General features: G+C 63.2%; 23 protein-coding genes. 14 read left to right on the top strand and 9 right to left on the bottom strand.

The window, feature by feature from the left end; all coding sequences use genetic code 11:
* The first annotated feature begins 291 nt into the window (after positions 1-291).
* The 3 genes from DMX12_RS22225 to DMX12_RS22215 are packed head-to-tail and all read left to right on the top strand — an operon-like array spanning position 292 to position 3,854.
* On the top strand, positions 292-951 hold the full coding sequence (locus DMX12_RS22225; RefSeq protein ID WP_009682077.1) for a paraquat-inducible protein A: 660 nt from the start codon (positions 292-294) through the stop codon (positions 949-951).
* Positions 938-1,561 (top strand): paraquat-inducible protein A, encoded by a 624-nt coding sequence (locus tag DMX12_RS22220; protein WP_054913778.1) that lies wholly within the window; start codon positions 938-940, stop codon positions 1,559-1,561. The genes DMX12_RS22225 and DMX12_RS22220 overlap by 14 nt, the downstream gene beginning before the upstream one ends.
* A complete protein-coding gene (locus DMX12_RS22215; protein WP_110679456.1) occupies positions 1,554-3,854 on the top strand; it encodes a PqiB family protein in 2,301 nt (766 codons plus the stop codon). Before DMX12_RS22220 ends, DMX12_RS22215 begins: the two co-directional genes overlap by 8 nt.
* A 149-nt stretch (positions 3,855-4,003) precedes the next feature.
* On the opposite strand, the gene rpsT is transcribed toward DMX12_RS22215, so the two are convergent.
* Complete coding sequence (gene rpsT, locus DMX12_RS22210) at positions 4,004-4,282, bottom strand: 30S ribosomal protein S20 (protein WP_003247625.1); 279 nt, start codon at positions 4,280-4,282, stop codon at positions 4,004-4,006.
* Between the two features lie 250 nt (positions 4,283-4,532).
* Here rpsT and murJ point away from each other — a divergent pair, with 250 nt between their 5' ends.
* The 6 genes from murJ (at position 4,533) to ispH (ending at position 11,868) form a co-directional block, all read left to right on the top strand.
* Positions 4,533-6,071, top strand: coding sequence for a murein biosynthesis integral membrane protein MurJ (murJ, locus tag DMX12_RS22205; protein WP_009682080.1), 1,539 nt, complete (start codon positions 4,533-4,535; stop codon positions 6,069-6,071).
* Positions 6,072-6,189: 118 nt separating this feature from the next.
* Positions 6,190-7,140: a bifunctional riboflavin kinase/FAD synthetase gene (gene ribF, locus DMX12_RS22200; RefSeq protein ID WP_110679455.1), complete on the top strand. Its 951-nt coding sequence runs from the start codon at positions 6,190-6,192 to the stop codon at positions 7,138-7,140.
* On the top strand, positions 7,137-9,968 hold the full coding sequence (gene ileS, locus DMX12_RS22195) for an isoleucine--tRNA ligase (RefSeq protein WP_054906125.1): 2,832 nt from the start codon (positions 7,137-7,139) through the stop codon (positions 9,966-9,968). The genes ribF and ileS overlap by 4 nt, the downstream gene beginning before the upstream one ends.
* Positions 9,961-10,476: a signal peptidase II gene (gene lspA / locus DMX12_RS22190; RefSeq protein ID WP_003247609.1), complete on the top strand. Its 516-nt coding sequence runs from the start codon at positions 9,961-9,963 to the stop codon at positions 10,474-10,476. Before ileS ends, lspA begins: the two co-directional genes overlap by 8 nt.
* A complete protein-coding gene (fkpB, locus tag DMX12_RS22185; protein ID WP_009682083.1) occupies positions 10,469-10,906 on the top strand; it encodes an FKBP-type peptidyl-prolyl cis-trans isomerase in 438 nt (145 codons plus the stop codon). Before lspA ends, fkpB begins: the two co-directional genes overlap by 8 nt.
* 14 nt (positions 10,907-10,920) lie before the next feature.
* Entirely contained in the window at positions 10,921-11,868 is a 948-nt protein-coding gene (ispH, locus tag DMX12_RS22180; protein WP_029886696.1) for a 4-hydroxy-3-methylbut-2-enyl diphosphate reductase, read from the top strand.
* Positions 11,869-11,928: 60 nt separating this feature from the next.
* On the opposite strand, the gene DMX12_RS22175 is transcribed toward ispH, so the two are convergent.
* Positions 11,929-12,417 (bottom strand): GspH/FimT family pseudopilin, encoded by a 489-nt coding sequence (locus DMX12_RS22175; protein WP_029886697.1) that lies wholly within the window; start codon positions 12,415-12,417, stop codon positions 11,929-11,931.
* Positions 12,418-12,527: 110 nt separating this feature from the next.
* Here DMX12_RS22175 and DMX12_RS22170 point away from each other — a divergent pair, with 110 nt between their 5' ends.
* From DMX12_RS22170 to thiO, 5 genes are read left to right on the top strand one after another with little or no spacing between them, the layout of a single operon-like run.
* Positions 12,528-12,710 (top strand): prepilin-type N-terminal cleavage/methylation domain-containing protein, encoded by a 183-nt coding sequence (locus tag DMX12_RS22170; protein WP_110679454.1) that lies wholly within the window; start codon positions 12,528-12,530, stop codon positions 12,708-12,710.
* Positions 12,707-13,345: a PilW family protein gene (locus tag DMX12_RS22165; RefSeq protein WP_110679453.1), complete on the top strand. Its 639-nt coding sequence runs from the start codon at positions 12,707-12,709 to the stop codon at positions 13,343-13,345. Before DMX12_RS22170 ends, DMX12_RS22165 begins: the two co-directional genes overlap by 4 nt.
* Positions 13,342-13,809 (top strand): hypothetical protein, encoded by a 468-nt coding sequence (locus DMX12_RS22160; RefSeq protein ID WP_110679452.1) that lies wholly within the window; start codon positions 13,342-13,344, stop codon positions 13,807-13,809. The genes DMX12_RS22165 and DMX12_RS22160 overlap by 4 nt, the downstream gene beginning before the upstream one ends.
* A gap of 1 nt (position 13,810) precedes the next feature.
* The gene (locus DMX12_RS22155) at positions 13,811-14,200 is read left to right on the top strand and encodes a type IV pilin protein (protein ID WP_110679451.1); all 390 of its coding nucleotides are present in this window, start codon (positions 13,811-13,813) and stop codon (positions 14,198-14,200) included.
* Positions 14,201-14,254: 54 nt separating this feature from the next.
* Complete coding sequence (gene thiO / locus DMX12_RS22150; protein ID WP_110679450.1) at positions 14,255-15,352, top strand: glycine oxidase ThiO; 1,098 nt, start codon at positions 14,255-14,257, stop codon at positions 15,350-15,352.
* A 429-nt stretch (positions 15,353-15,781) separates the two neighbouring features.
* Here the strand turns inward: thiO and DMX12_RS22145 are convergent, their stop codons facing one another.
* The 7 genes from DMX12_RS22145 to DMX12_RS22115 form a co-directional block, all read right to left on the bottom strand.
* Positions 15,782-17,191 (bottom strand): amidase, encoded by a 1,410-nt coding sequence (locus tag DMX12_RS22145; protein WP_110679449.1) that lies wholly within the window; start codon positions 17,189-17,191, stop codon positions 15,782-15,784.
* A gap of 1 nt (position 17,192) precedes the next feature.
* The gene (locus DMX12_RS22140; RefSeq protein ID WP_110679448.1) at positions 17,193-18,470 is read right to left on the bottom strand and encodes a Zn-dependent hydrolase; all 1,278 of its coding nucleotides are present in this window, start codon (positions 18,468-18,470) and stop codon (positions 17,193-17,195) included.
* A 153-nt stretch (positions 18,471-18,623) separates the two neighbouring features.
* Positions 18,624-19,319 (bottom strand): ABC transporter ATP-binding protein, encoded by a 696-nt coding sequence (locus DMX12_RS22135; RefSeq protein WP_110679447.1) that lies wholly within the window; start codon positions 19,317-19,319, stop codon positions 18,624-18,626.
* Positions 19,319-20,071, bottom strand: coding sequence for an ABC transporter ATP-binding protein (locus tag DMX12_RS22130; protein WP_110679446.1), 753 nt, complete (start codon positions 20,069-20,071; stop codon positions 19,319-19,321). Before DMX12_RS22130 ends, DMX12_RS22135 begins: the two co-directional genes overlap by 1 nt.
* On the bottom strand, positions 20,071-21,090 hold the full coding sequence (locus DMX12_RS22125) for a branched-chain amino acid ABC transporter permease (protein ID WP_110679445.1): 1,020 nt from the start codon (positions 21,088-21,090) through the stop codon (positions 20,071-20,073). Before DMX12_RS22125 ends, DMX12_RS22130 begins: the two co-directional genes overlap by 1 nt.
* A 1-nt stretch (position 21,091) precedes the next feature.
* Complete coding sequence (locus DMX12_RS22120) at positions 21,092-21,952, bottom strand: branched-chain amino acid ABC transporter permease (protein WP_029887332.1); 861 nt, start codon at positions 21,950-21,952, stop codon at positions 21,092-21,094.
* Positions 21,953-22,017: 65 nt separating this feature from the next.
* Positions 22,018-23,220 carry an ABC transporter substrate-binding protein gene (locus tag DMX12_RS22115; protein ID WP_009683011.1) on the bottom strand — a complete coding sequence of 401 codons (1,203 nt, stop codon included), beginning with the start codon at positions 23,218-23,220 and terminating at the stop codon, positions 22,018-22,020.
* Positions 23,221-23,266 lie beyond the last annotated feature (46 nt).

Raw genomic sequence — 23,266 nt, 5'->3', positions numbered from 1 at the left:
AACTCAGCAGTGAAACGATGCATCGCCGATGGTAGTGTGGGGTTTCCCCATGTGAGAGTAGGTCATCGTCAAGATTCATTTCGCAAAACCCCTATCTGCACATGCAGGTAGGGGTTTTGTCTTTGTGGGCCAAAAATAATCCCCGGCACCATCACTGTGGGAGCGGGCGTGCCCGCGAACACCGGCGCAGCCGGTGCCATTCACCGCGCGGTGCGCTTCACCGGCACGCCGGCTCCCACAATTCGAGCCAGAACACTAGAATAGGCCCACGCACCTATTCAGAAGCACTCTATGTCCAATCCCGTTGAACCTGAATCGCTGGCCCGGTTGCCGCTGGAAGAGCTCGTGGCCTGCCACGAATGCGACCTGCTGCTGCGCAAGCCCGTGCTGCAACATGGTGAAAAGGCCCTCTGCCCGCGCTGCGGTTACGAGCTGTATGCTCACCGGCACAATGTGGTCAATCGCAGCCTAGCCCTGGTACTGACGGCCTTGTTGCTGTTCGTGCCAGCCAATTTTCTGCCCATCATGCAGCTGCACCTGCTTGGCCAAACGTCTGACGATACTGTCTGGAGTGGTGTGCTAGGCCTGTACAACTCGGAAATGCGTGGCGTGGCGGTGGTGGTTTTCCTTTGCAGCATGGCTATTCCACTAACCAAGTTGCTGTGCCAACTGGCTGTATTGCTGAGTATTCGCCTGAACGTGGGGCGCGGTTTGGGCCTGCTGTTCTACCGTATCTATCACCACTTGCGCGATTGGGGCATGCTCGAGGTCTATTTCATGGGTGTACTGGTGGCCATCGTCAAGCTGGTCGACCTGGCTGAATTGACCGTAGGGTTGGGGTTGTTCTGTTTTATCAGCCTGTTGTTGATCCAGGTTTGGCTGGAAGTGGTGATGTCACCGCACCAGATCTGGAGTGCGCTATCGGGGGAGGACCTGCATGCGGGCGATTGATGCGGGCATTCTGGTCTGCAATGAATGCCATGAGCTGAACCGGCAGGCGCCGGACAGTAAATCGCAAAGCTGCACACGTTGTGGCGCTGTAGTGCATGCGCGGCGTCCGAACAGCATCGTGCGCACCTGGGCGCTGCTGATTGCCGCGTCGATTCTGTACATTCCGGCCAACGTGTTGCCCATCATGACCGTGAGTACCCTCGGCCAAGGCAGCCCGGACACGATCATGTCCGGGGTCATTACCTTGCTCAAGCACGGCATGGTGCCGATCGCTGCAGTGGTGTTCATTGCCAGCATCCTGGTGCCGACCTTCAAGCTGGTAGGCATCGGTTTGCTGCTGTACTCCGTACAACGGCGGCAGCCGCTTTCGGCCCGGCAACGGATATTCATGTACCGCTTCATCGAATTCATCGGGCGCTGGTCCATGCTGGATATCTTCGTCATTGCCATTCTCGTGGCAGTGGTGAATTTCGGCCGAATAGCCAGTGTCGAAGCCAATTTGGGCGCCGTCGCCTTCGCAACTGTGGTGATCCTGACAATGTTTGCTGCTTTAACTTTCGATCCCCGACTGATTTGGGATAACACGGAGTCGGATGACGACCATGAGTGACCTGCCAACGGCTAAAACCCGCCCAGCCTCGAACTGGTCGGCCATCTGGATCTTGCCTTTGATCGCCTTGATGATCGGTGGTTGGCTCGCTTGGCAGGCTTACCGCCAGGCCGGTGTGGAGATTGAAGTGCGCTTCGAGTCGGGCGACGGGATCGTCGCCAACAAGACCGAGGTGATCTACAAAGGGATGCCGGTTGGCAAGGTCAAGAGCCTGGTGCTCGATGCCGAGGGTGAGAACCAGGGTGTTATCGCCACGATCGAAATGAACAAGGATGCCGAGCCGCATCTGACCAAGGGGACGCGCTTCTGGCTGGTGAAGCCCAGTGTCACCCTGGCGGGCATTTCAGGCCTGGAGACCCTGGTGTCTGGTAACTACATCGCAGTCAGCCCGGGCGAAGGTGAGCCTACCAAGCGCTTTACCGCGCTGAAGGTGGCGCCGCCACTGTCGGACAGCGAACCTGGCCTGCATCTTGTACTCAAGGCTGAACGGCTAGGTTCGCTCAACCGTGACAGCCCAGTGTTCTATAAACAGATCCAGGTCGGCCGGGTGAAGAGTTATCGCCTGTCCGAAGACCAGAGCACGGTGGAGGTCAAAGTATTCATCGAGCCGGCTTACGCCAGCCTGGTGCGCAAACACACGCGCTTCTGGAATGCCAGCGGGGTAAGCATCGACGCTTCGCTTTCGGGTGTAAAAGTGCGTAGCGAGTCGCTGTCGAGCATCGTTGCCGGAGGTATCGCCTTTGCAACCCCGGAATATCGCAAGGACAGCCCGCCTACCGACCCCAGCCTGCCGTTCCGTCTGTATGAAGACTTCGATGCAGCTCAGGCGGGGATCCGGGTCAAGGTCAAGCTCACCGATTACGAAGGCCTGCAGGCGGGCCGTACCCCGGTCATGTACAAAGGCATCCAGGTTGGCTCGCTGAAAACGCTGAAGATGGAAGACAACCTGGCCAGCGCTTCGGCCGAGCTGACACTGGACCCGCTCACCGAGGACTACCTGGTGGAAGGGACCCAGTTCTGGGTGGTCAAGCCTTCGATTTCCCTGGCGGGTATCACGGGGCTGGAGGCGCTGGTAAAAGGTAACTACATCGCCATTCGCCCCGGCGAAAAGGGCGCGCGGCCAGAGCGCGAGTTCGAGGCGCGTGCCAAGGCGCCGCCGCTGGACCTCAAGGCGCCTGGCCTGCACATGGTGCTGTTCGCCGACACCCTCGGTTCGCTGGAGGTCGGCAGCCCGGTGATGTATCGCCAGGTCAAAGTGGGGAGCGTGCAAAGCTATCAGTTCGCCCGCAACAGTAACCGCATCCTCATTGGTGTGCACATCGAGAAAGAATACGAAAAACTGGTCAACGGTTCGTCGCGCTTCTGGAACGCCAGCGGTATTACCCTGACTGGCGGTTTGTCGGGCATCAAGGTGAAGAGCGAGTCGCTGCAAACGCTGATGGCCGGTGGCATTGCCTTCGACACGCCGCGTGCGGATGTTCCGCTGAAGCGGCACATTCCGCGCTTCCGGCTGCACGAGAGCCAAGAGGCGGTGAACCGTGCGGGCACCTTGATCACCATCCGTGTCGACCGCGCGGATGGCCTGAAGCCAGGCACAGCGATTCGCTTCCGGGGCCTGGATGTGGGCAGCATCGAGAGCGTCGACTTGACCAATGACCTGCAGGCGGTGCTGCTGCGGGCGCGTATCACCGAAGCGGCGAATCGCATCGCCCGGGCCGGGACGCAGTTCTGGGTAGTCAAACCTGCGTTTGGCCTGGTGCGCACTGAGAACCTGGATACCCTGGTGACCGGCCAGTACCTGGAAGTGCAGCCGGCTACCAAAGACCGCGGGCCGCAAAGTGACTTCATTGCACTGCCCGAGGCGCCGCAGGTGGCAGGGCCAGAGGTCGGCCTGCCGTTGACCCTCAGTGCACCACGCCGTGGCTCGATCAAGCCCGGGGTGCCGGTTACTTACCGCGAGGTAGCGGTGGGTAAGGTGACAGGCTTCGAGCTTGGGCAGAGTGCTGACCGCGTGCTGATCCATATCCTGATCGAGCCGCGTTATGCCGCGCTGGTGCGCAGTGGCAGCCGCTTCTGGAACACCAGCGGCTTCGGCTTCGACTGGGGGCTGTTCAAAGGCGCGACCGTGCGCACCGAGTCGCTGGAAACCGTGATCGATGGTGGCATCGCCTTCGCGACGCCGGACGGCGAGCGGATGGGCAACCCGGCCAGGCCGCAGCAGACCTTCGCCTTGTTCGACAAGGCCGAGGACGAGTGGCTGCAATGGGCGCCGAAGATTCAGCTAGGCAAGTAACAGCAGGCAAACACAGTCACTGGGGCTGCTTTGCAGCCCGGTGGCGACCAAGGCCGCTCCTGCAAAATTGCGGTTACACCTTGGCGCATGCCCAAATCGCAGGCAACAAAAAGCCGACCCTAGGGTCGGCTTTTCGACTTTAACGTCGCTTAGGCAGCTGCAGCTTCTTTCAGCGCCTTGATGTGGCCATTCAGACGGCCTTTGTGACGAGCAGCCTTGTTCTTGTGGATGATACCTTTGTCGGCCATGCGGTCGATTACAGGTACAGCCAGAACATAAGCGGCTTGTGCTTTTTCAGCGTCTTTTGCGTCAATGGCTTTAACTACATTCTTGATGTAGGTGCGGACCATGGAACGCAGGCTGGCGTTGTGGCTGCGACGCTTCTCAGCCTGTTTTGCACGTTTCTTGGCGGAAGGTGTGTTGGCCACCGTCGAGCTCCTCGAAAGACTTTAGGTAAATAGCAAACAAAATAGGCCGCGAATCATGCCGATCAGTCGAGCGGATGTCAAGGCCACCTGCAAGGTTCCGCCGAGCGGTGCGCCAACAAGCGGGAAAGATTCCTTTCTGCTGCGCGACCTGTACACTCGGGAATTTTTGGCTCCCCTGCGAAGGCGCGGGAGTATCGCACATTCGGATGCTGTCTGGCAGCGTCCTCTGTCAATGGCGTGAATCTTTTCGATGAACCTGCTCAAATCCCTGGCTGCAGTAAGCTCGATCACCATGATTTCGCGGGTGCTGGGCTTCATTCGCGACACCATTCTGGCGCGTATCTTCGGTGCCGGCATTGCCACCGACGCTTTCTTCATCGCTTTCAAGTTGCCCAACCTGCTGCGGCGCATTTTCGCCGAAGGTGCATTCTCCCAGGCCTTCGTGCCGATCCTGGCCGAATACAAGACGCAGCAAGGCGAGGAGGCGACCCGCACTTTCGTTGCCTATATCACCGGTTTGCTCACCCTGGTCCTGGCGCTGGTGACCGCCATCGGCATCCTGGCGGCACCCTGGGTGGTGTGGGCCACGGCCCCGGGGTTTGTCGACAGCACGGAAAAGTACGAACTGACCACTGCCCTGTTGCGGGTGACCTTTCCTTATATATTGCTGATCTCCCTGTCGTCCCTGGCCGGGGCGATCCTCAATACCTGGAACCGTTTCTCGGTACCGGCCTTTACCCCGACCTTGCTCAACGTGGCGATGATCGCCTTCGCGGTGCTGCTCACGCCGTACTTCAACCCGCCGATCATGGCCCTGGCCTGGGGCGTACTGGCCGGTGGCCTGGCGCAACTGTTGTACCAGTTGCCGGCGCTGAAGAAGATCGGCATGCTCGTGCTGCCCCGCCTGAACCTGCGCGATACCGGCGTGTGGCGGGTGCTCAAGCAGATGCTGCCGGCCATTCTAGGGGTGTCGGTGAGCCAGATCTCGCTGATCATCAACACCATCTTCGCCTCGTTCCTGGTGGCTGGCTCGGTATCCTGGATGTATTACGCCGACCGCCTGATGGAGCTGCCTTCCGGCGTGCTGGGCGTGGCCTTGGGTACCATCCTGCTGCCGACCCTGGCCAAAACCTACGCCAACAAGGACCGCGAGGAGTATTCGCGGATCCTCGACTGGGGCTTGCGCCTGTGCTTCCTGCTGGTGTTGCCGTGCACCCTGGCACTGGCCATTCTGGCCGAGCCGCTGACCGTGGCGCTGTTTCAGTATGGCAAGTTCAGCGCGTTCGATGCCGCCATGACCCAGCGGGCGTTGATGGCCTACTCGGTGGGCTTGCTGGCGATCATTCTGGTCAAGGTACTGGCACCCGGCTTTTATGCGCAGCAGAATATCCGCACGCCGGTGAAGATCGCGGTCTTTACCCTGGTCTGCACCCAGCTGTTCAACCTGGCCCTGGTCGGCCCGCTGGCGCATGCCGGGCTGGCCTTGGCCATCAGCCTGGGTGCCTGCCTGAATGCCGGTTTGCTGTTCTGGAAGCTGCGCAGTCAGCGCCTGTTCGAGCCGCAGCCGGGCTGGGCGATGTTCCTGGCCAAGCTGGTGCTGGCCGTGGCGCTGATGTCGGCAGTGCTGCTGGTGGGCATGCACTACATGCCGGCCTGGGAGCAGGGCATCATGCTGCAGCGCTTCATGCGCCTCGGCGTGCTGATCGTGGCGGGGGTCGTGACCTATTTCGGCTGTTTGTTCCTGTGCGGTTTCCGCCCCCGGCATTTCGCTCGCAAGGCCTTGCACTAGGGCTACCTGCGGGTCAGGCGTCGGTTTTTCGCATTCCACGCCGCCCCTGGGCGCTGCTGCCTGTCACCGGCGCCCGGGTGTGGTTATAATCGGCCACTTTATGAGCAAGAAGCGCGTTATGCAGCTGGTTCGAGGTCTTCACAACCTGCGCCCCGAGCACCGGGGCTGTGTCGCCACCATTGGCAACTTCGACGGGGTTCACCGTGGCCACCAGGCAATCCTGGCGCGCCTGCGCGAGCGCGGCCAGGCCTTGGGCCTGCCGACCTGCGTGGTGGTCTTCGAACCGCAACCGCGCGAGTACTTCGCGCCCGATACCGCACCTGCGCGCCTGGCCCGCCTGCGCGACAAGCTCGAGCTGCTGGCCGCCGAAGGCATCGACCGGGTGCTGTGCCTGGCCTTCAACCAGCGCCTGAGCAAGCTCGGCGCCGGTGCGTTCGTCAAGACCATCCTGGTCGATGGCCTGGGCGTGCGGCACCTCGAAGTGGGCGACGATTTCCGCTTTGGCTGCGACCGCGCCGGCGACTTCGCCTTCCTGGTCGAGGCCGGCAAGCAATATGGCTTTACCGTCGAAGCTGCCAACACCGTGATTCAGGACGGCCTGCGGGTCAGCAGCACCGAAGTGCGCCAGGCCTTGGCCGACGGCAACTTCGAGCTGGCCGAGCACCTGCTGGGCCGCCCGTACCGCATTACCGGCCGTGTGTTGCACGGCCAGAAGCTGGCTCGCCAGCTTGGCACGCCCACTGCCAACATCCAGCTCAAGCGCCGCCGCGTACCGCTGTCCGGGGTCTACCTGGCCAGCATCGAAATCGACGGCAAGGCCTGGCCGGGTGTCGGCAACATTGGCGTGCGCCCCACCGTTGCCGGTGATGGGCGCCCGCACCTGGAAATTCATCTGCTGGACTATGCCGGCGACCTTTACGGCCGGCGCCTTACGGTGGAGTTCCACCACAAGCTGCGTGAAGAGCAGCGATTCGCCTCCCTGGAGGCGCTGAAGTCGGCGATCGATGCGGATATCGCCGCCGCACGTGCACATTGGCACGCTCAACCGCTAACGAAGAGCCTGAAATGACCGACTACAAAGCCACGCTTAACCTTCCGGACACCGCCTTCCCCATGAAGGCCGGCCTGCCTCAGCGCGAACCGCAGATCCTGCAGCGCTGGGACAGCATTGGCCTGTACCAGAAGCTGCGCGAAATTGGCAAGGATCGTCCAAAGTTCGTCCTGCACGACGGCCCGCCCTATGCCAACGGCAAGATTCACATCGGTCATGCGCTGAACAAAATCCTCAAGGACATGATCGTCCGTTCCAAGACCCTGGCCGGTTTCGACGCGCCGTACGTGCCGGGTTGGGACTGCCATGGCCTGCCGATCGAGCACAAGGTCGAGGTTACCCACGGCAAGCACCTGTCGGCCGACCGCACCCGCGAGCTGTGCCGCGAGTATGCTGCCGAGCAGATCGAAGGGCAGAAGACCGAGTTCATTCGCCTGGGCGTGCTGGGTGACTGGGACAACCCGTACAAGACCATGAACTTCGCCAACGAGGCGGGTGAAATCCGTGCCCTGGCCGAAATGGTCAAGCAAGGTTTCGTGTTCAAGGGCCTGAAACCGGTGAACTGGTGCTTCGACTGCGGTTCGGCGCTGGCTGAGGCGGAAGTCGAGTACGCCGATAAAAAATCCCAGACCATCGACGTGGCCTTCCCGGTTGCCGACGAAGCCAAGCTGGCTGCCGCCTTCGGCCTGGCGTCGCTGGCCAAGCCTGCCGCCATCGTGATCTGGACCACCACCCCGTGGACCATTCCAGCCAACCAGGCGTTGAACATCCATCCCGAGTTCACCTACGCCCTGGTCGACACCGGTGAGCGCCTGCTGGTGCTGGCTGAAGAACTGGTCGAGTCGTGCCTCAAGCGTTACAACCTGGAAGGCTCGGTCATCGCTACCGCCCAAGGCGCGGCGCTGGAGCTGGTCAACTTCCGTCACCCGCTCTACGACCGCCTGTCGCCGGTGTACCTGGCCGACTACGTCGAGCTGGGCGCCGGTACCGGGGTGGTGCACTCCGCGCCAGCCTACGGTGAAGACGACTTCGTCACCTGCAAGCGTTACGGCATGGTCAACGATGACATCCTTACCCCGGTGCAGAGCAACGGTGTGTATGTCGAGTCGCTGCCATTCTTCGGCGGCCAGTTCATCTGGAAGGCCAACCCGGCCATCGTCGAGAAACTCGGTGAAGTCGGTGCGCTGATGCACACCGAAACCATCAGCCACAGCTATATGCACTGCTGGCGCCATAAAACCCCACTGATCTACCGCGCTACCGCGCAGTGGTTCGTGGGTATGGACAAGCAGCCGACTACCGGCGAGCCGCTGCGTGAGCGCGCGCTGAAAGCCATCGAGCAAACCAAGTTCGTTCCGGCCTGGGGCCAGGCACGCCTGCACGCGATGATCGCCAACCGCCCAGACTGGTGCATTTCGCGTCAGCGCAACTGGGGCGTACCGATTCCGTTCTTCCTGCACAAGCAGACCGGCGAGCTGCACCCGCGCACCGTCGAACTGATGGAAGAAGTGGCCAAGCGCGTCGAGCAGCAGGGCATCGAAGCCTGGTTCAAGCTGGACGCTGCCGAACTGCTGGGCGCTGAGGCCGAGCAGTACGACAAGATCGCCGACACCCTCGACGTGTGGTTCGATTCGGGCACCACCCACTGGCATGTGCTGCGTGGCTCCCACAACATCGGCCACGCCACCGGCCCGCGCGCCGACCTGTACCTGGAAGGCTCCGACCAGCACCGCGGCTGGTTCCACTCGTCCTTGCTGACCGGTTGCGCCATCGACAACCATGCGCCGTACCGCGAGCTGCTGACCCACGGCTTCACCGTGGACGAAAACGGCCGCAAGATGTCCAAGTCGCTGGGCAACACCATCGAGCCGGAGAAGGTCAACAACACCTTGGGCGCCGATATCCTGCGCCTGTGGGTTTCGGCTACCGACTATTCCGGTGAAATGGCCGTTTCCGAGCAGATCCTGCAGCGCAGCGCCGACGCCTACCGGCGTATCCGCAATACCGCACGCTTCCTGCTCTCGAACCTGTCCGGTTTCGACCCGGCCCGCGACCTGCTGGCTCCGCAAGACATGCTGGCGCTGGACCGCTGGGCCGTGGACCGCACCTTGTTGCTGCAACGCGAACTCGAAGAGCACTACAGCGAGTACCGTTTCTGGAACGTGTACTCCAAGGTGCACAACTTCTGCGTGCAGGAGCTGGGCGGCTTCTACCTCGACATCATCAAGGACCGCCAGTACACCACCGGCGCCAACAGTGTCGCCCGCCGTTCCTGCCAGACTGCGCTGTATCACATCAGCGAAGCGCTGGTGCGCTGGATCGCACCGATCCTGGCGTTCACCGCCGACGAAATCTGGCAGTACCTGCCGGGCGAGCGCAACGAGTCGGTCATGCTCAATGGCTGGTACCAGGGCCTGAGCGAGCTGCCGGAAGGCACCGAGCTGGACCGTGGCTACTGGGACCGCGTCATGGCGGTGAAGGCCTCGGTCAACAAGGAGCTGGAAAACCAGCGTACCGCCAAAGTCATCGGCGGCAACCTGCAGGCTGAAGTGACCCTGTACGCCGATGAGGGCCTGAGCGCCGACCTGGGCAAGCTGGGCGACGAGCTGCGCTTTGTGCTGATCACCTCCGCTGCCAGCGTGGTGCCATTTGCCCAGGCGCCTGCCGAAGCGGTTGCCACCGAAGTCGAGGGCCTGAAACTGCAGGTGGTCAAGTCCGGCCACGCCAAGTGCGGCCGTTGCTGGCACTTCCGTGCCGACGTTGGCAGCCACCCGGAGCACCCGGAAATCTGCAGCCGTTGCGTCGACAACCTGACCGGCTCGGGTGAGGTGCGCCACTATGCCTAACCCTGCAGCGGGCCGCTTCGGGCGCCTCGCATGGCTGTGGCTGAGCTTGCTGGTCCTGGTCATCGACCAGGCCACCAAGCTGTATTTCAACAACGCCCTGACCATGTACCAGCAGATCGTCGTCATACCTGACTACTTCAGCTGGACCCTGGCCTACAACACCGGCGCCGCGTTCAGCTTCCTGGCCGACGGCGCCGGCTGGCAGCGCTGGTTGTTCGCCCTGATCGCCGTGGTGGTCAGCGCAGTGCTGGTGGTGTGGCTCAAGCGCCTGGGGCGCAATGAAACCTGGCTGGCCGTGGCGCTGGCGCTGGTGCTCGGTGGGGCGATCGGCAACCTGTACGATCGCATCGTGCTGGGCCATGTGGTCGACTTCATCCTGGTGCACTGGCAGAACCGCCACTACTTCCCGGCTTTCAACGTGGCCGACAGCGCCATCACCGTTGGTGCGGTAATGCTGGCGCTGGATATGTTCAAGAGCAAGAAGTCCGAGGATCCGGTCCATGACTGACACCCGTATCGGCCAGAACACCGAAGTCACCCTGCACTTCGCGCTGCACCTGGAAAACGGCGACACCGTAGACAGCACGTTCGACAAGGCCCCGGCAACCTTCAAGGTAGGCGATGGCAACCTGTTGCCGGGCTTCGAGAACGCCCTGTTCGGCTTCAAGGCCGGTGACAAGCGTACGCTGCAGGTTGCGCCAGAAAATGCCTTCGGCCAGCCCAACCCGCAAAACGTGCAAGTCATGCCGCGGTCCAACTTCGAAGGCATGGAGCTGTCCGACGGGCTGTTGATCATCTTCAACGACGCCGCCAACGCCGAACTGCCAGGGGTGGTCAAAGCGTTCGACGACGACCAGGTGACCATCGACTTCAATCACCCACTGGCTGGCAAGACCCTGACCTTCGAGGTGGAGATCCTCGAGGTGAAGGCCCTGTAAGCCTGGAGCCGAGCATGCAAATCAAACTCGCCAACCCTCGCGGCTTCTGCGCGGGGGTCGACCGGGCGATCGAGATCGTCAACCGCGCGCTGGAAGTCTTCGGCCCGCCGATCTACGTGCGCCATGAAGTGGTGCACAACAAGTTCGTCGTCGAAGACCTGCGCAACCGTGGCGCCGTCTTCGTCGAGGAGCTGGACCAGGTGCCGGATGATGTCATCGTCATCTTCAGTGCCCACGGTGTTTCCCAGGCTGTGCGCCAGGAAGCTGCTGGCCGTGGCCTGAAAGTGTTCGATGCCACTTGCCCACTGGTGACCAAGGTGCATATCGAAGTCGCCAAGTACAGCCGCGATGGCCGTGAGTGCATTCTCATCGGCCACGAAGGGCACCCGGAAGTCGAAGGCACCATGGGCCAGTACGACCCCAGCAACGGTGGCGCCATCTACCTTGTCGAAGACGAGGAAGACGTGGCCAAACTGCAGGTGCGCGACCCGGACCACCTGGCTTTCGTCACCCAGACCACCCTGTCGATGGATGACACCAGCCGTGTGATCGACGCCCTGCGTGCGCGCTTCCCGAACATTGGTGGCCCGCGCAAGGACGACATTTGCTACGCCACGCAAAACCGCCAGGACGCCGTCAAGCAACTAGCCGATGAAAGTGACGTAGTGCTGGTGGTTGGCAGCCCGAACAGCTCCAACTCCAACCGGCTGCGCGAGCTGGCCGAGCGCATGGGCACCCCGGCCTACCTGATCGATGGCGCCGAGGACCTGCAACGCGGCTGGTTCGACCAGGCTGCGCGTATCGGCATCACCGCCGGTGCGTCGGCCCCGGAAGTGCTGGTGCGTGGTGTGATCGAACAGCTCAAGGCCTGGGGTGCTACCGGCGCTGAAGAGCTGGATGGGCGGGAAGAGAACATCACGTTCTCGATGCCCAAAGAGCTGCGGGTTCGCTCGCTGATCTGACCGGCCAGGGCTTAGGTGCACGAGCTGCCTTGCGCGACGCAAGGCTGCTCGATAAGCGCGTTAGCCGGGGCAGCGCTGATTGTCGCGGTGCTCAGCCAGCAAGTTGACCCTCCCTGAAGAGGCCATCACCACTTGGTGGCGGCTGCTGGCCGCCGAGCGCTCGCACACTTCCAGGGTGATGGCGAACCAGCCGTTGCCCAGCTTCATTGGCACACCCAGGGCACTGAACTTGAACTGTTCGTCGCTGTTGCCGACGATTACCAGCGGCCTGGCCAGGCGCTGCTCACGCAGTACTTGCCGGTTGTGCTCCAGGGCTACACGCCAACCATTTCCCCAATTGCCATCCAGCGCCTGCACCAGCACCGGTTGCCCCTGCAACAGCGCGTGGCTACGGGCGCTACGCAGTGCCTGGGCCAAGTCGCGCGCCACCGCCGCCCGCTGCAGGTCATCGCTCATCCTGGCGTAGGCCGGTAGGCCGATTTGCGTCAGCAACGTCGCCACAGCCAAGGCCGACAACATCTGTATCAGTGTTACCCCACGTTGCTTCACCGTGCATTCCTCCCAGGAAGTGCTTCGCTAATAGCTTCTCGGTGGCTGGCCAGGAGGTCCAGTCGCTCAAGTTGAAGGCTATAGCGGGAAAAATCGCAGGAGGTGCAGGGATGCACGCATGGCAAAAGGGCATGACGCTGCTGGAGGTGTTTTTGGCGTTGGTGGTCGTGGCCGTGGGCATGTTCGCCGCTGCGGGGCTGCAACTGCAGGCCTTGCAAGCCACAGACAGTGCGCGCCGCGATGGGCAGGCGGCAATGGCGGCACACAGTGAGCTTGAAAGGGCACGGCGATGAGGCGCCGGCAAACGGGTGCTGGTTTGCTTGAGTTGCTGCTGGCGCTGACCATCGGGTTGATGGTGCTGGTGGCGGCCAGCCAGCTGTTCGCCTCTGTGCACCAAGCCTGGCGGCTGCAAGGCGCCGCCCTGCGCATGCAAGGGGAGGCGCGCCAGGCGCTGCTGCGCATGGCCCAGGATATTCGCATGGCGGGCATGTTTGGCTGTTTGCGCCTGAAACCTGGCGACTTTCCGGCCCAGGCTGTGCCGCCTGGCTTCGCCCGGCCAATGGAGCTGGGGCCGTCCAGCTTGAGCCTGATGGTCGCTGAGTTGCCGGGGCATACCGGCGACCCGGACTGGACCTTGCTGACCAACTGTATCGACGAGGTCAAGGTGCTGAGCCGCCGGGCACAGGCTAGCGCCACACAGATGGCGGTGCCCATCAGCCATCACCACTATGCGCACAGCGGCGGCAGGCTGTATTTCAAGCGCCGGGGCAACAATCAGCCGCTGGTCGAGCACGTGCGGGAGCTGCGCATCGTGCAGGTTGCCGGTGAGCGTGTGGATATTCAGCTGACCTTGTATGAGCCCACACTGCAACTTGAGCAGCACCACGCGTTGAGCGTGGCATTGCGCAACCCGGTACCGGCTTCATGAGCCGCCAGCGGGGTGTGGTGCTGCTGTTGGCCTTGGTCCTGAACCTGCTGCTCGGCCTGCTTATCGCATCGGCGCTGCGCGACGCGCTGGTCGAAACGCGTATGAATGGTTACCTGAGCGATGCCCTGCGCGCATTTGAGGAGGCCGAGGCCGCCTTGCAGGCCGGGGTGCACAAGCTGCAACGGGGCCCGCCGCCGCCCTCGTGCAATGCCTGCCTGCCGCCACCACAGCCACACGACCTGGCTGGCCAGTGGCAAGCCACCCCGACCGGCTATTTCCAGCTACAGAACCTGGGCATCAGCCAGCGCGCTGCGCACGTGCCCGAAGGGCAGGCGGTCACCCTATTGCGCATTACTGCCGTCAGCAAGCAAAGCCAATCCAGGCATGTACTGGAGGCGGTCTACGCCGCAGCCGACGGCACAGTCCAGCGCATCACCTGGCGACAGAGACTGAGAGGAGACTGACATGCAGCAAGGTTTGAGCCTGATGGAGTTGTTGATTGTCCTGGCCGTGACCGGCATTCTGGCAGCCATTGCCTACCCCAGTTACAGCGACCAGCTTCGGCGAGCCGCGCGCAGCGAAGTGGTTGGCCTGCTGCACGATGCCGCCCTGCGCCTGGAGCGCCACCGCGTACGCACCGGCCAATACGCCGAGGGCGACCCGGCGCTGCCCGGCGGCACCCGCCATTACAGCCTGCAGGCGCAACGCGACAGCGACACCTTCACGCTGCGCGCCCGGCGCTTGCCGCATGGGCTGATGGCGCAGGATGGCTGTGGCGACTTCCAGCTGGACCAGGCAGGGGTGCAGCGCAACCTGGGTGCCGTTGAGCACAGCGCGCACTGCTGGGGGAGCTGAAGGTTGAATGGTGCCCGGCGCATCGCGGTTTTACTTCAGGTGTTGGATCGACAGATGAGCAAGCAAGTAGTGGTGGTTGGCGGCGGGGTGATCGGCCTGTTGACGGCGTTCAACCTGGCGGCCAAGGTCGACCATGTGGTGGTGTGCGATCAGGGCGAGGTCGGCCGTGAGTCGTCGTGGGCCGGTGGCGGCATCGTTTCGCCGCTGTACCCGTGGCGCTACAGCCCGGCAGTGACTGCCCTGGCGCACTGGTCACAGGACTTTTATCCGCAGTTGGGCGAACGCTTGTTCGCCAGCACCGGTGTCGACCCCGAAGTGCACACCACTGGCCTGTACTGGCTGGACCTGGATGACGAAGCTCAAGCGCTGGCCTGGGCCGAGCGCGAACAGCGGCCGTTGAGTGCGGTGGATATCTCGGCAGCCTATGACGCGGTGCCGGTACTGGGCCCGGGTTTCAAGCGCGCCATCTACATGGCGGGCGTGGCCAATGTGCGCAACCCGCGCCTGGTGAAATCGCTGAAGGCGGCGTTGCTGGCGATGCCGAACGTGACTTTGCGCGAGCACTGCCAGATCACCGGTTTCGCCCAGCAAGGCGGGCGTGTGGCCGGGGTGCAGACGGCCGACGGTGTGCTGGCGGCGGATGAGGTGGTGCTCAGTGCTGGCGCCTGGAGTGGCGACCTGTTGCGTACGCTTGGCCTGGCGCTGCCGGTGGAACCAGTGAAGGGCCAGATGATTCTGTTCAAATGTGCCGAAGACTTCCTGCCGAGCATGGTGCTGGCCAAGGGGCGCTATGCGATCCCGCGGCGTGATGGGCACATTCTGGTGGGCAGTACGCTTGAGCATGCCGGGTATGACAAGACCCCGACCGGGGATGCACTGCAGAGCCTGAAGGCTTCGGCGGTGGAGTTGTTGCCTGAGCTGGAAGGGGCCACCGTGGTGGCGCACTGGGCCGGGCTGCGGCCGGGGTCGCCTGAGGGCATTCCGTATATCGGGCCGGTGCCGGGGCATGCGGGGTTGTGGTTGAACTGCGGGCACTACCGGAACGGGTTGGTGCTGGCGCCGGCTTCGTGCCAGCTGTTTACCGATTTGCTGACCGGTGCCGAACCGATCATCGACCCGGCGCCCTATGCCCCAGCGGGGCGTTTGGGCTGAGAATGCCGGGGCCGCTGTGCGGCCCTATCGCAGGCAAGCCAGCTCCCACGGGGATCGCATCAGGGCTGACAGGTGTTTGCCACAAGGTATGCAGCGCCTGTTAGAGCGAGCGCCGCCCGCGCGGCGCATCGCGAGCTGCGCTCGCTCCTACGTTTGTTTCGGGCCAATTATTCCTGTGGGATTTGCGCGCGAACGCCTTGGCGCATGCCTCAAAATCGCGTCGTACGAACAAGGTGGCCGCGCGCATCTGGCACAGGGGTTACTGGCCCGAAACAAACGTAGGAGCGAGCGCAGCTCGCGATGCGCCGCGCGGGCGGTGCTCAATCTCACAGGCGCTGCCATACCTTGTGGCAAACACCTGTCAGCCCTAAGGCGATCCCTGTGGGGGCTGGCTTGCCTGCGATGAGGCAGGGAAGGCCAGTAGGGTTATCAGCCTGTAATAGGCGCCTGTAAATGCCGGCTCGGGTAATGCTGCTCATACACCTTGCACACCCGCAGCACCTGATCATCGGCAAAGCGCCCGGCCACGACCTGAAGCCCCACCGGCAAGCCTTCGCGGGTGAACCCGCAAGGCACCGATGCTGCTGGTTGTTGGGTCAGGTTGAAGGGGTAGCTGAACGGCGTCCATTCCATCCATTGCCCCATCCCCGACCCAGGCGGCACGTTGTGCCCGGCCTCGAACGCCACCAGCGGCAGCATCGGCGAAACCAGCACGTCATAGCGCTGGTGGAAGGCGTTCATCTTCGCAATCAACTCCGCCCGTGCCTCCAGTGCTTGGTTGTACTGGCTCAGGCTGATGCGAGCCCCCTGTTCGGCAATCCAGCGCAGCCCAGGGTCAAGCAGCGCTCGCTGCTCATCGCTCAACGCACTGGCCAGCCGCGCTGCACCTGCAAACCACAGGGTATTGAACGTTTCCAGCGGGTCGCTGAAGCCGGGGTCCACTTCTTCGACCTGCGCTCCCAGCCGAGCCAGGCGCTGTACCGCTAGCGCCACCAGCGCCTCGATCTGCGGGTCGACCTGCACGTAACCAAAATTGGCACTGTAGGCGATGCGCAGACCATTCAGGTCTTGCTGCTGGCCCAGCCACGGAGCCTGTCGTGGCGCACCAGCCAACCCGTCACGTGGATCGGGGCGGGCGACACAGTCGAGCATCAGCACCGCGTCGTCCACCGTGCGCGTCATCGGCCCCAGGTGCGACAGTACGGTCATGGCACTGGCCGGCCATTGCGGCACATAGCCAAACGTTGGCTTGATGCCGAAGGTGCCGGTAAAGGCGCAGGGTATGCGGATAGAGCCCCCGGCATCGCTGCCCTGGTGCAGTACGCCCAGGTTCAATGCGGCAGCGGCGGCGGCACCACCCGACGAGCCACCGGCAGTCAGCCGTGTGTTCCAGGGGTTACGGGTGATGCCGTACAGCGGGTTGTCGGTTACGCCCTTCCAGCCGAACTCGGGGGTAGTGGTCTTGCCCACCAGGACTGCACCGGCCTCGCGCATGAAGGCGCTGAACGGGGCATCGACCTCCCATGGCCCGGCCGCGGAGGTGGTGCGGGACCCTTTGCGGGTAGGCATGCCACGGGTCAGGGTCAGGTCCTTGATCGAGGCGGGTAGGCCATCGAGCCGGCCGCAAGGCTCGCCCCGTTGCCAGCGTTGTTCGCTGGCCCGGGCAGCGGCACGGGCGCCTTCGCCGTCGACGTGGCAATAGGCGTTGACCGCCGGGTTGTGCTGGTCGATGCGCGCCAGCACATCGTCGACCACCTCCACAGGCGACAACTGGCGGCGCTGGTACAGTTCGAGCAGTTCGGCAGCGGTGAACTCGCCAATCGCAGTTTTCTGAGGCATTTCAGCGGGCTCCTGGGGTGGCGGCCTGGAACATGGCGCGCAGCAATACGTCGCAACCATCGGCCAGGTCCTGCGGCGCGGCATTTTCGATTTCGTTGTGGCTGATGCCGCCTTCGCACGGTACGAATATCATCCCGGCCGGGCCCAGCTCGGCGAGGAAAATCGCATCGTGGCCGGCACCACTGACAATATCCATGTGGCTCAGGCCCAGCGCACGCGCCCCTTGGCGCACGGCATCCACGCACTGCTCGGCGAAGTACAACGGCGGGAAGTCGGCCGTCGGGGTGAGCTGCCAGGCAAGGCCGTGTTTCGTTGCGCTGGTGTCGATGGCCGTGCGCACTTCACTGACCATGGCGGCGAGGTGCTCTGGGTCGAGGTGGCGCAGGTCGATGGTCATGTGCACCTGGCCGGGGATGACGTTGCGCGAGCCCGGGTGCAGGGTCAGGCAGCCTACCGTGCCGCAGGCATGCGGCTGGTGGGCGTGGGCAATACGGTTGACCGCAGCCACGACCTCGGCGGCACCGACCAGCGCATCCTTGCGCAAGTGCATGGGGGTGGGGCCTGCATGTGCTTCTACACCGGTCAGCACCAGGTCGAACCATTTCTGCCCCAGGCAGCCCTGGACCACGCCGATGGTCGTGCGCTGGTCTTCCAGTATCGGGCCTTGCTCGATATGCGCTTCGAAGTAGGCACCCACGGCATGCCCGGTAGGTACGCGCGGGCCGGCATAGCCGATGCGCTGCAGCTCGGCCCCCACCGACAGGCCCTGGTCATCGACCTTGTCCAGGGTCTGCTGCAGGTCGAACTTACCGGCGAATACCCCAGAACCCATCATGCACGGTGGAAAGCGCGAGCCTTCTTCATTGGTCCACACCACCACTTCCAGTGGGGCTTCGGTGGTCAGCTTCAAGTCGTTGAGGGTGCGCATGACTTCCAGGCCGGCCATGACCCCGTAGCAGCCATCGAACTTGCCACCGGTAGGCTGGGTGTCGATGTGGCTGCCGGTCATGACCGGCGGCAGGGCCGGGTTGCGACCGGGGCGGCGGGCAAAAATGTTGCCGATGGCGTCGACGCTGACGGTGCAGCCGGCTTCTTCGCACCAGCGTACGAACAGGTCGCGGGCCTGGCGGTCAAGGTCGGTCAGGGCCAGGCGGCACACGCCGCCCTTGGCGGTGGCGCCGAGCCGGGCCAGGTCCATCAGCGATTGCCAGAGGCGTTCGCGGCTGACCAGCGGGCCTTGGGCAAGCAGGTGCTGCGGGGGATCGATGCGGGTGTTCATGGTTCATCTCTCCTGAAAGTATCGGGTTGCTGGTACCGGCCTCTTCGCGGGCTTGCCCGCTCCCACAAGGTCCTGCGTAGTCCTTAAGGAAGTGATGCCCCTGTGGGAGCGGGCGAGCCCGCGAAGAGGCCGGTACAAAAAAACAGGTATGGGTCAGGCACTCAGGGCCAGAAAACGGTTCTTGATACTCGGGTCCTCACGGAACTGCGCCGCACTGCCCTGGTAGGCAACCCGACCCTGCTCCAGCACGTAGTGGCGGTCTGCAAGGGCATCGCAGACCATCAGGTTCTGCTCCACCAGCAGGATCGACAGCCCTTCGTCCTTGATGCGCCGCAGAATCTTCACCAGCTCGTCGACAATCACTGGCGCCAGACCTTCAGTCGGTTCATCGAGGATCAGCAGCTTGGGCCCGTTGAGCAGAGCGCGGGCGATGGCCAGCATCTGCTGCTCGCCACCGGACAGCGCGAAGCCACCGTTACGGCGCCGCTCCTTCAGCCGCGGAAACATGCTGTACACGTCCTCCAGCTGCCAGCGGCTGGTCTTGCGCACGGCGATCTTCAGGTTCTCCTCGACACTGAGCTGGCGGAAAATGCCGCGGTGCTCTGGCACCAGGGCAATGCCCAGCCGGGCAATGTCGAAGATTTCACGGCCGACCAACTGTTGGCCGTTGAAGCTGATCTGCCCCTGCCGAGGGCGAACGATGCCAAGAATGCTGCGCAAGGTGGTGGTCTTGCCGGCACCGTTGCGCCCAAGCAGTGTGACCAGTTCGCCAGCCTCGACCTTGAGCGAGACGCCTTCGAGCACATGGCTCTTGTCGTAGTAGGAATGGATCGAATCGACGTTGAGCATCAGGCGGCCTCACCAAGGTAGGCAGTGCGCACGCGTTCGTCGTTGCGCACCTGTTCAGGGGTACCCTCGACCAGGATCTGGCCGTGGCTCATTACCGTGATGCGCTGGCTGATCGACATGACGATGCTCATGTTGTGCTCGATCAACAGCACGGTATGGTCACGGCCCAGGTCGCTGATCAGGTCGGTCATGACCGGGATGTCATCAATGCCCATGCCCGAGGTGGGTTCGTCGAGCATCAGCAGGGTTGGCTTGGCGCAGATGGACATGCCCACTTCCAGCACCCGTTGCTGGCCGTGCGACAGCTCGCCGGCGAGGGTGTTGGCACGGCCAGTCAGCTGCAGGCGTTCCAGTACCTGGTCGGCGGTGTCCCAGTGGCTGCGCTTGTGCTCGACGCTACGCCAGAAGTTCAGCGCGCCCAGGCCATCGCGGCCATGGGCCGCCAGGCGCAGGTTCTCGCGTACCGACAGGTTCTGGAACAGGCTGGTGAGTTGAAACGAACGCGCCATGCCCAGTGCCACACGGCCGTGGGACGGCTTGCGGACGATGTCCTGGCCATTGAACAGGATCTTGCCCGCGGTAGCCTGGCGCTCACCGGTCAGGCAGTGGAACAGGCTGGTCTTGCCGGCGCCGTTGGGCCCGATAACGGTATGAATGGTGCCGGCGCGCACGTTGAGGTCCACGCCCGCGACCGCCTTGAACGGCCCGTATGCCAGCTCCAGCTGGCAGGTTTGCAGGAGGTAGTCGCTCATCACAAGGTCTCCTTGGTCTTGGCCTGGGGTTTGTCATGGGGGGCACGGCTAGCCAGCAGGCGCTTGGCCAGTTCGGTCAGGCCGCCCCACAGCCCACCGCGCATGAACACCACGACCAGGATCAGGATCACCCCCAGCAGCATCAGCCAGCGTGGCCACAGTTCGGACAGCACATCGCCCAACAGCACGATGGCACCGGCCCCCAGCAGCGAGCCGAACAGCGAGCCGGTACCGCCGACAATGGTCATGATCAGAATGTTCTCGCTCATCATCAGGTCGATGTTCGACAGCGGCGCAAAATGCAGCAGCATGGCGTACAGCGCCCCGGCAATCCCGGTGATGGCGCCCGACAGCATGAACACCAGGATCTTGAAATGGCGGGTGTCATAGCCGATGGCAGCAGCGCGGGTCTCGTTCTCGCGGATGGCCAGCAGGGTGCTGCCGAACGGTGAGCGAATGACCCGCAGGGCGCCGGCGAAGATCAGCAGGAACAGCACGGCGACAAACACATAGAAGTGCCGCGGGTCGGCCAGGTCGACCAGCACATGGCCGGCGATCTCGATGTTCGGCCGTGGTACGTCGAGCAGGCCGTTGTCGCCGCCGGTCCAGCCACTGAGGGTATAGGCCAGGAAATAGGCCATCTGGCTGAAGGCCAAGGTCAGCATCACGAAGTAGATGCCCGTGCGGCGTATGGCCAGGGCGCCCACCAGCAGCGCGAGGAAGGCGCCGAATACAGCGGCGCCAAGCAGCGCAGCGAACATGCCCCACTGCAGGTGGATCATCAGCAATGCCGCACCATAGGCGCCCACACCAAAGAAGATGCCTTGGCCGAACGACAGCAGGCCGGTATAGCCCAGCAACAGGTTGCAGGCCAGCGCGGCCAGGGCAAAGATCAGGATTTCAGTGGCCAGGGTGGCCGATGGCAGCAGCAACGGCAGCGCCACCAGGCTGGCGACTACCAGCAACAGCAGTGCCGGGGCACGGCCCGTGGCGATTGGCAAAGGGTTTTTTTCACTCATCTCAGGCTCTCCCGAACAGGCCATACGGACGCACCAGGATCACCGCCGCCATGGCGCCGTAGATCATCAGGCTGGCGCCTTGTGGCCACAGGCTGGTCATCATGCTTTGCACCACACCCACCAACAGGCCGCCGACCAGCGCACCGCCAAACGAGCCCATGCCGCCGATCACCACCACCACGAAGGCGATGCCGAGGATTTCCGGGCCGACGAAGGGCTGGGCCCCGCGCAGCGGCGCGAACAGCACACCGGCCACGCCGGCCAGGCCTACGCCCAGGGCGAATGTCAGGGAGAACAGGCGGAAGATATTGGTACCCAGCAGCGACACGGTTTCGGTGCTCTCGCTGCCGGCCCGCACCAGGGCGCCGAAGCGGGTGCGCTCCAGTAGCAGCCACAGGCCAACGCCGATCAGTGCGGCGAAACCGATCAGGAACAGGCGGTAGTACGGGTAGATGAAGTCACCCAGGATCAACACCCCGCGCAGCTCGGGCGGCACGGCGATGTTCTTGCCCACGGGGCCCCAGATCAGCACCGAGGCTTCCTGGATGATCAGGGCGATGCCAAGGGTAACGAGGATCTGGAAGGTGTGTGGCAGGTGATAGATGCGTTTGATCAGCAGGCGCTCGACCGCCCAGGCCAGGGCGGCCACCACCAAGGGAGCGATCAGCAGCGCCAGCCAGAAGCTGCCGGTGATGGCCACGGCGGTGTAGCACAGGTAGGCGCCAAGCAGAAAGAACGCACCATGGGCGAAGTTGACGAAGTTGAGCAAGCCGAAAATGATCGTCAGGCCTACGGCGATGAGGAAGTAGATCATCCCCAGGCCCAGGCCGTTGAGCAGTTGGAACAGGTACAAATCGAGCATGAGCGTGCCCTCGACAGCGCGCGGCGCGGCTGCCTGTACGAGTGTGAGTGACTAACGCCGCGGCTTCAGGCCAAGGCGCAACCGGTGTGGTCGGGCTCGACGAACGAGCGGCCCGAGCTGATGACTTCGGCCAAGTCGTCTTCGTCGCGCATCTGCCCTTGGGGCTTGCCGCGCAGCAGGTAGTAATCCTTGAGCACCTGGTGGTCGCCCGGGCGGATCAGCTCGTCGCCGGTCGGCCCCTGGAAACGCATGCCCTGCAGTGCTGCAGAGACGGCGGCACCGTCCAGGCTGCCGGCCTTGACGATGGCTTCGAGCATGACCTTGGTGCCGATGTAGTCGGCGGCCAGCGGGTAGTTGGGGTTGATGCCGTAGGCCTTGCGGGTGGCGGCAACCAGTTGCTGGTTCAGCGGCGTATCCACCTGGTGCCAGTACTGCGCGCCCAGGTACACGCCTTCGAGCACGTCACTGCCCAGTTCCTGGAACTGGTCGAGGCCGGCGGACCACACCATCAGTACTTTCATGCGGTCCTTGATGCCGAAGTTGACCGCCTGGCGCAGCGCGTTGGAGGCCTGGCTGCCGAAGTTGAGCAGCACCAGCACGTCGGGTTTGGCCGCGATGGCATTGGTGAGGTAACCCGAGAATTCCTGCTCTTGCAGCGAGTGATAGCTGTTGCCGATATGTTCCACGCCCTGCTCGGCGAAGACTTTGCGGGCGTTGTCCAGCAGCGCGTCGCCGAACACGTATTGCGGGGTGATGGTGTACCAGCGCTTGGCCTGCGGAAGTTGGCGAATCATCGGCACCAGGGTTTCGCGGATGGCGCCGTAGGTCGGCACCGACCAGCGGAAGGTCGAGGCGTTGCAGTCCTTGCCGGTGATTTCGTCGGCGCCCACCGGGGTCATGAACACGCCACCGGCCTTGTGTATTTCCTTGGAAACCGCCAGCGCCGAAGACGACAAGGTGCAGCCCTGGAAGAAGCGGGCGCCATCCTGGCCAATGGCTTCCTGTACCTTGCGCACGGCCTTACCGGCGTTGCCTTCGGTGTCGATGACTTTGTACTTGAGCGGGCGCCCCAGCAACTGCGGGTATTCGGCGATGGCCAGGCGCGAGCCCATGTCGGCGTACTTGCCGTAGCTGGCGAAGGCACCCGACATGGACTTGAGCCCATAGAAGGTCAACGGTTGATCGGCGAATGCCCGGTGTGCTCCCAAAGGGAGGCTACCGAAGGCACCCAGGGCAAGGCCTGCCTTGAGCAGGGTACGTCTTTGCATGGGTAACTCCTTGGTTGTGGTTATTAGGCAGGAGTGGCAATGACAA

It is taken from the genome of Pseudomonas sp. MB-090624 (assembly GCF_003205245.1).
Classification (GTDB): domain Bacteria; phylum Pseudomonadota; class Gammaproteobacteria; order Pseudomonadales; family Pseudomonadaceae; genus Aquipseudomonas; species Aquipseudomonas juntendi.
Note: the sequence above shows the minus strand (reverse complement) of the source record. Positions and strands in the feature narration are given on the sequence as shown.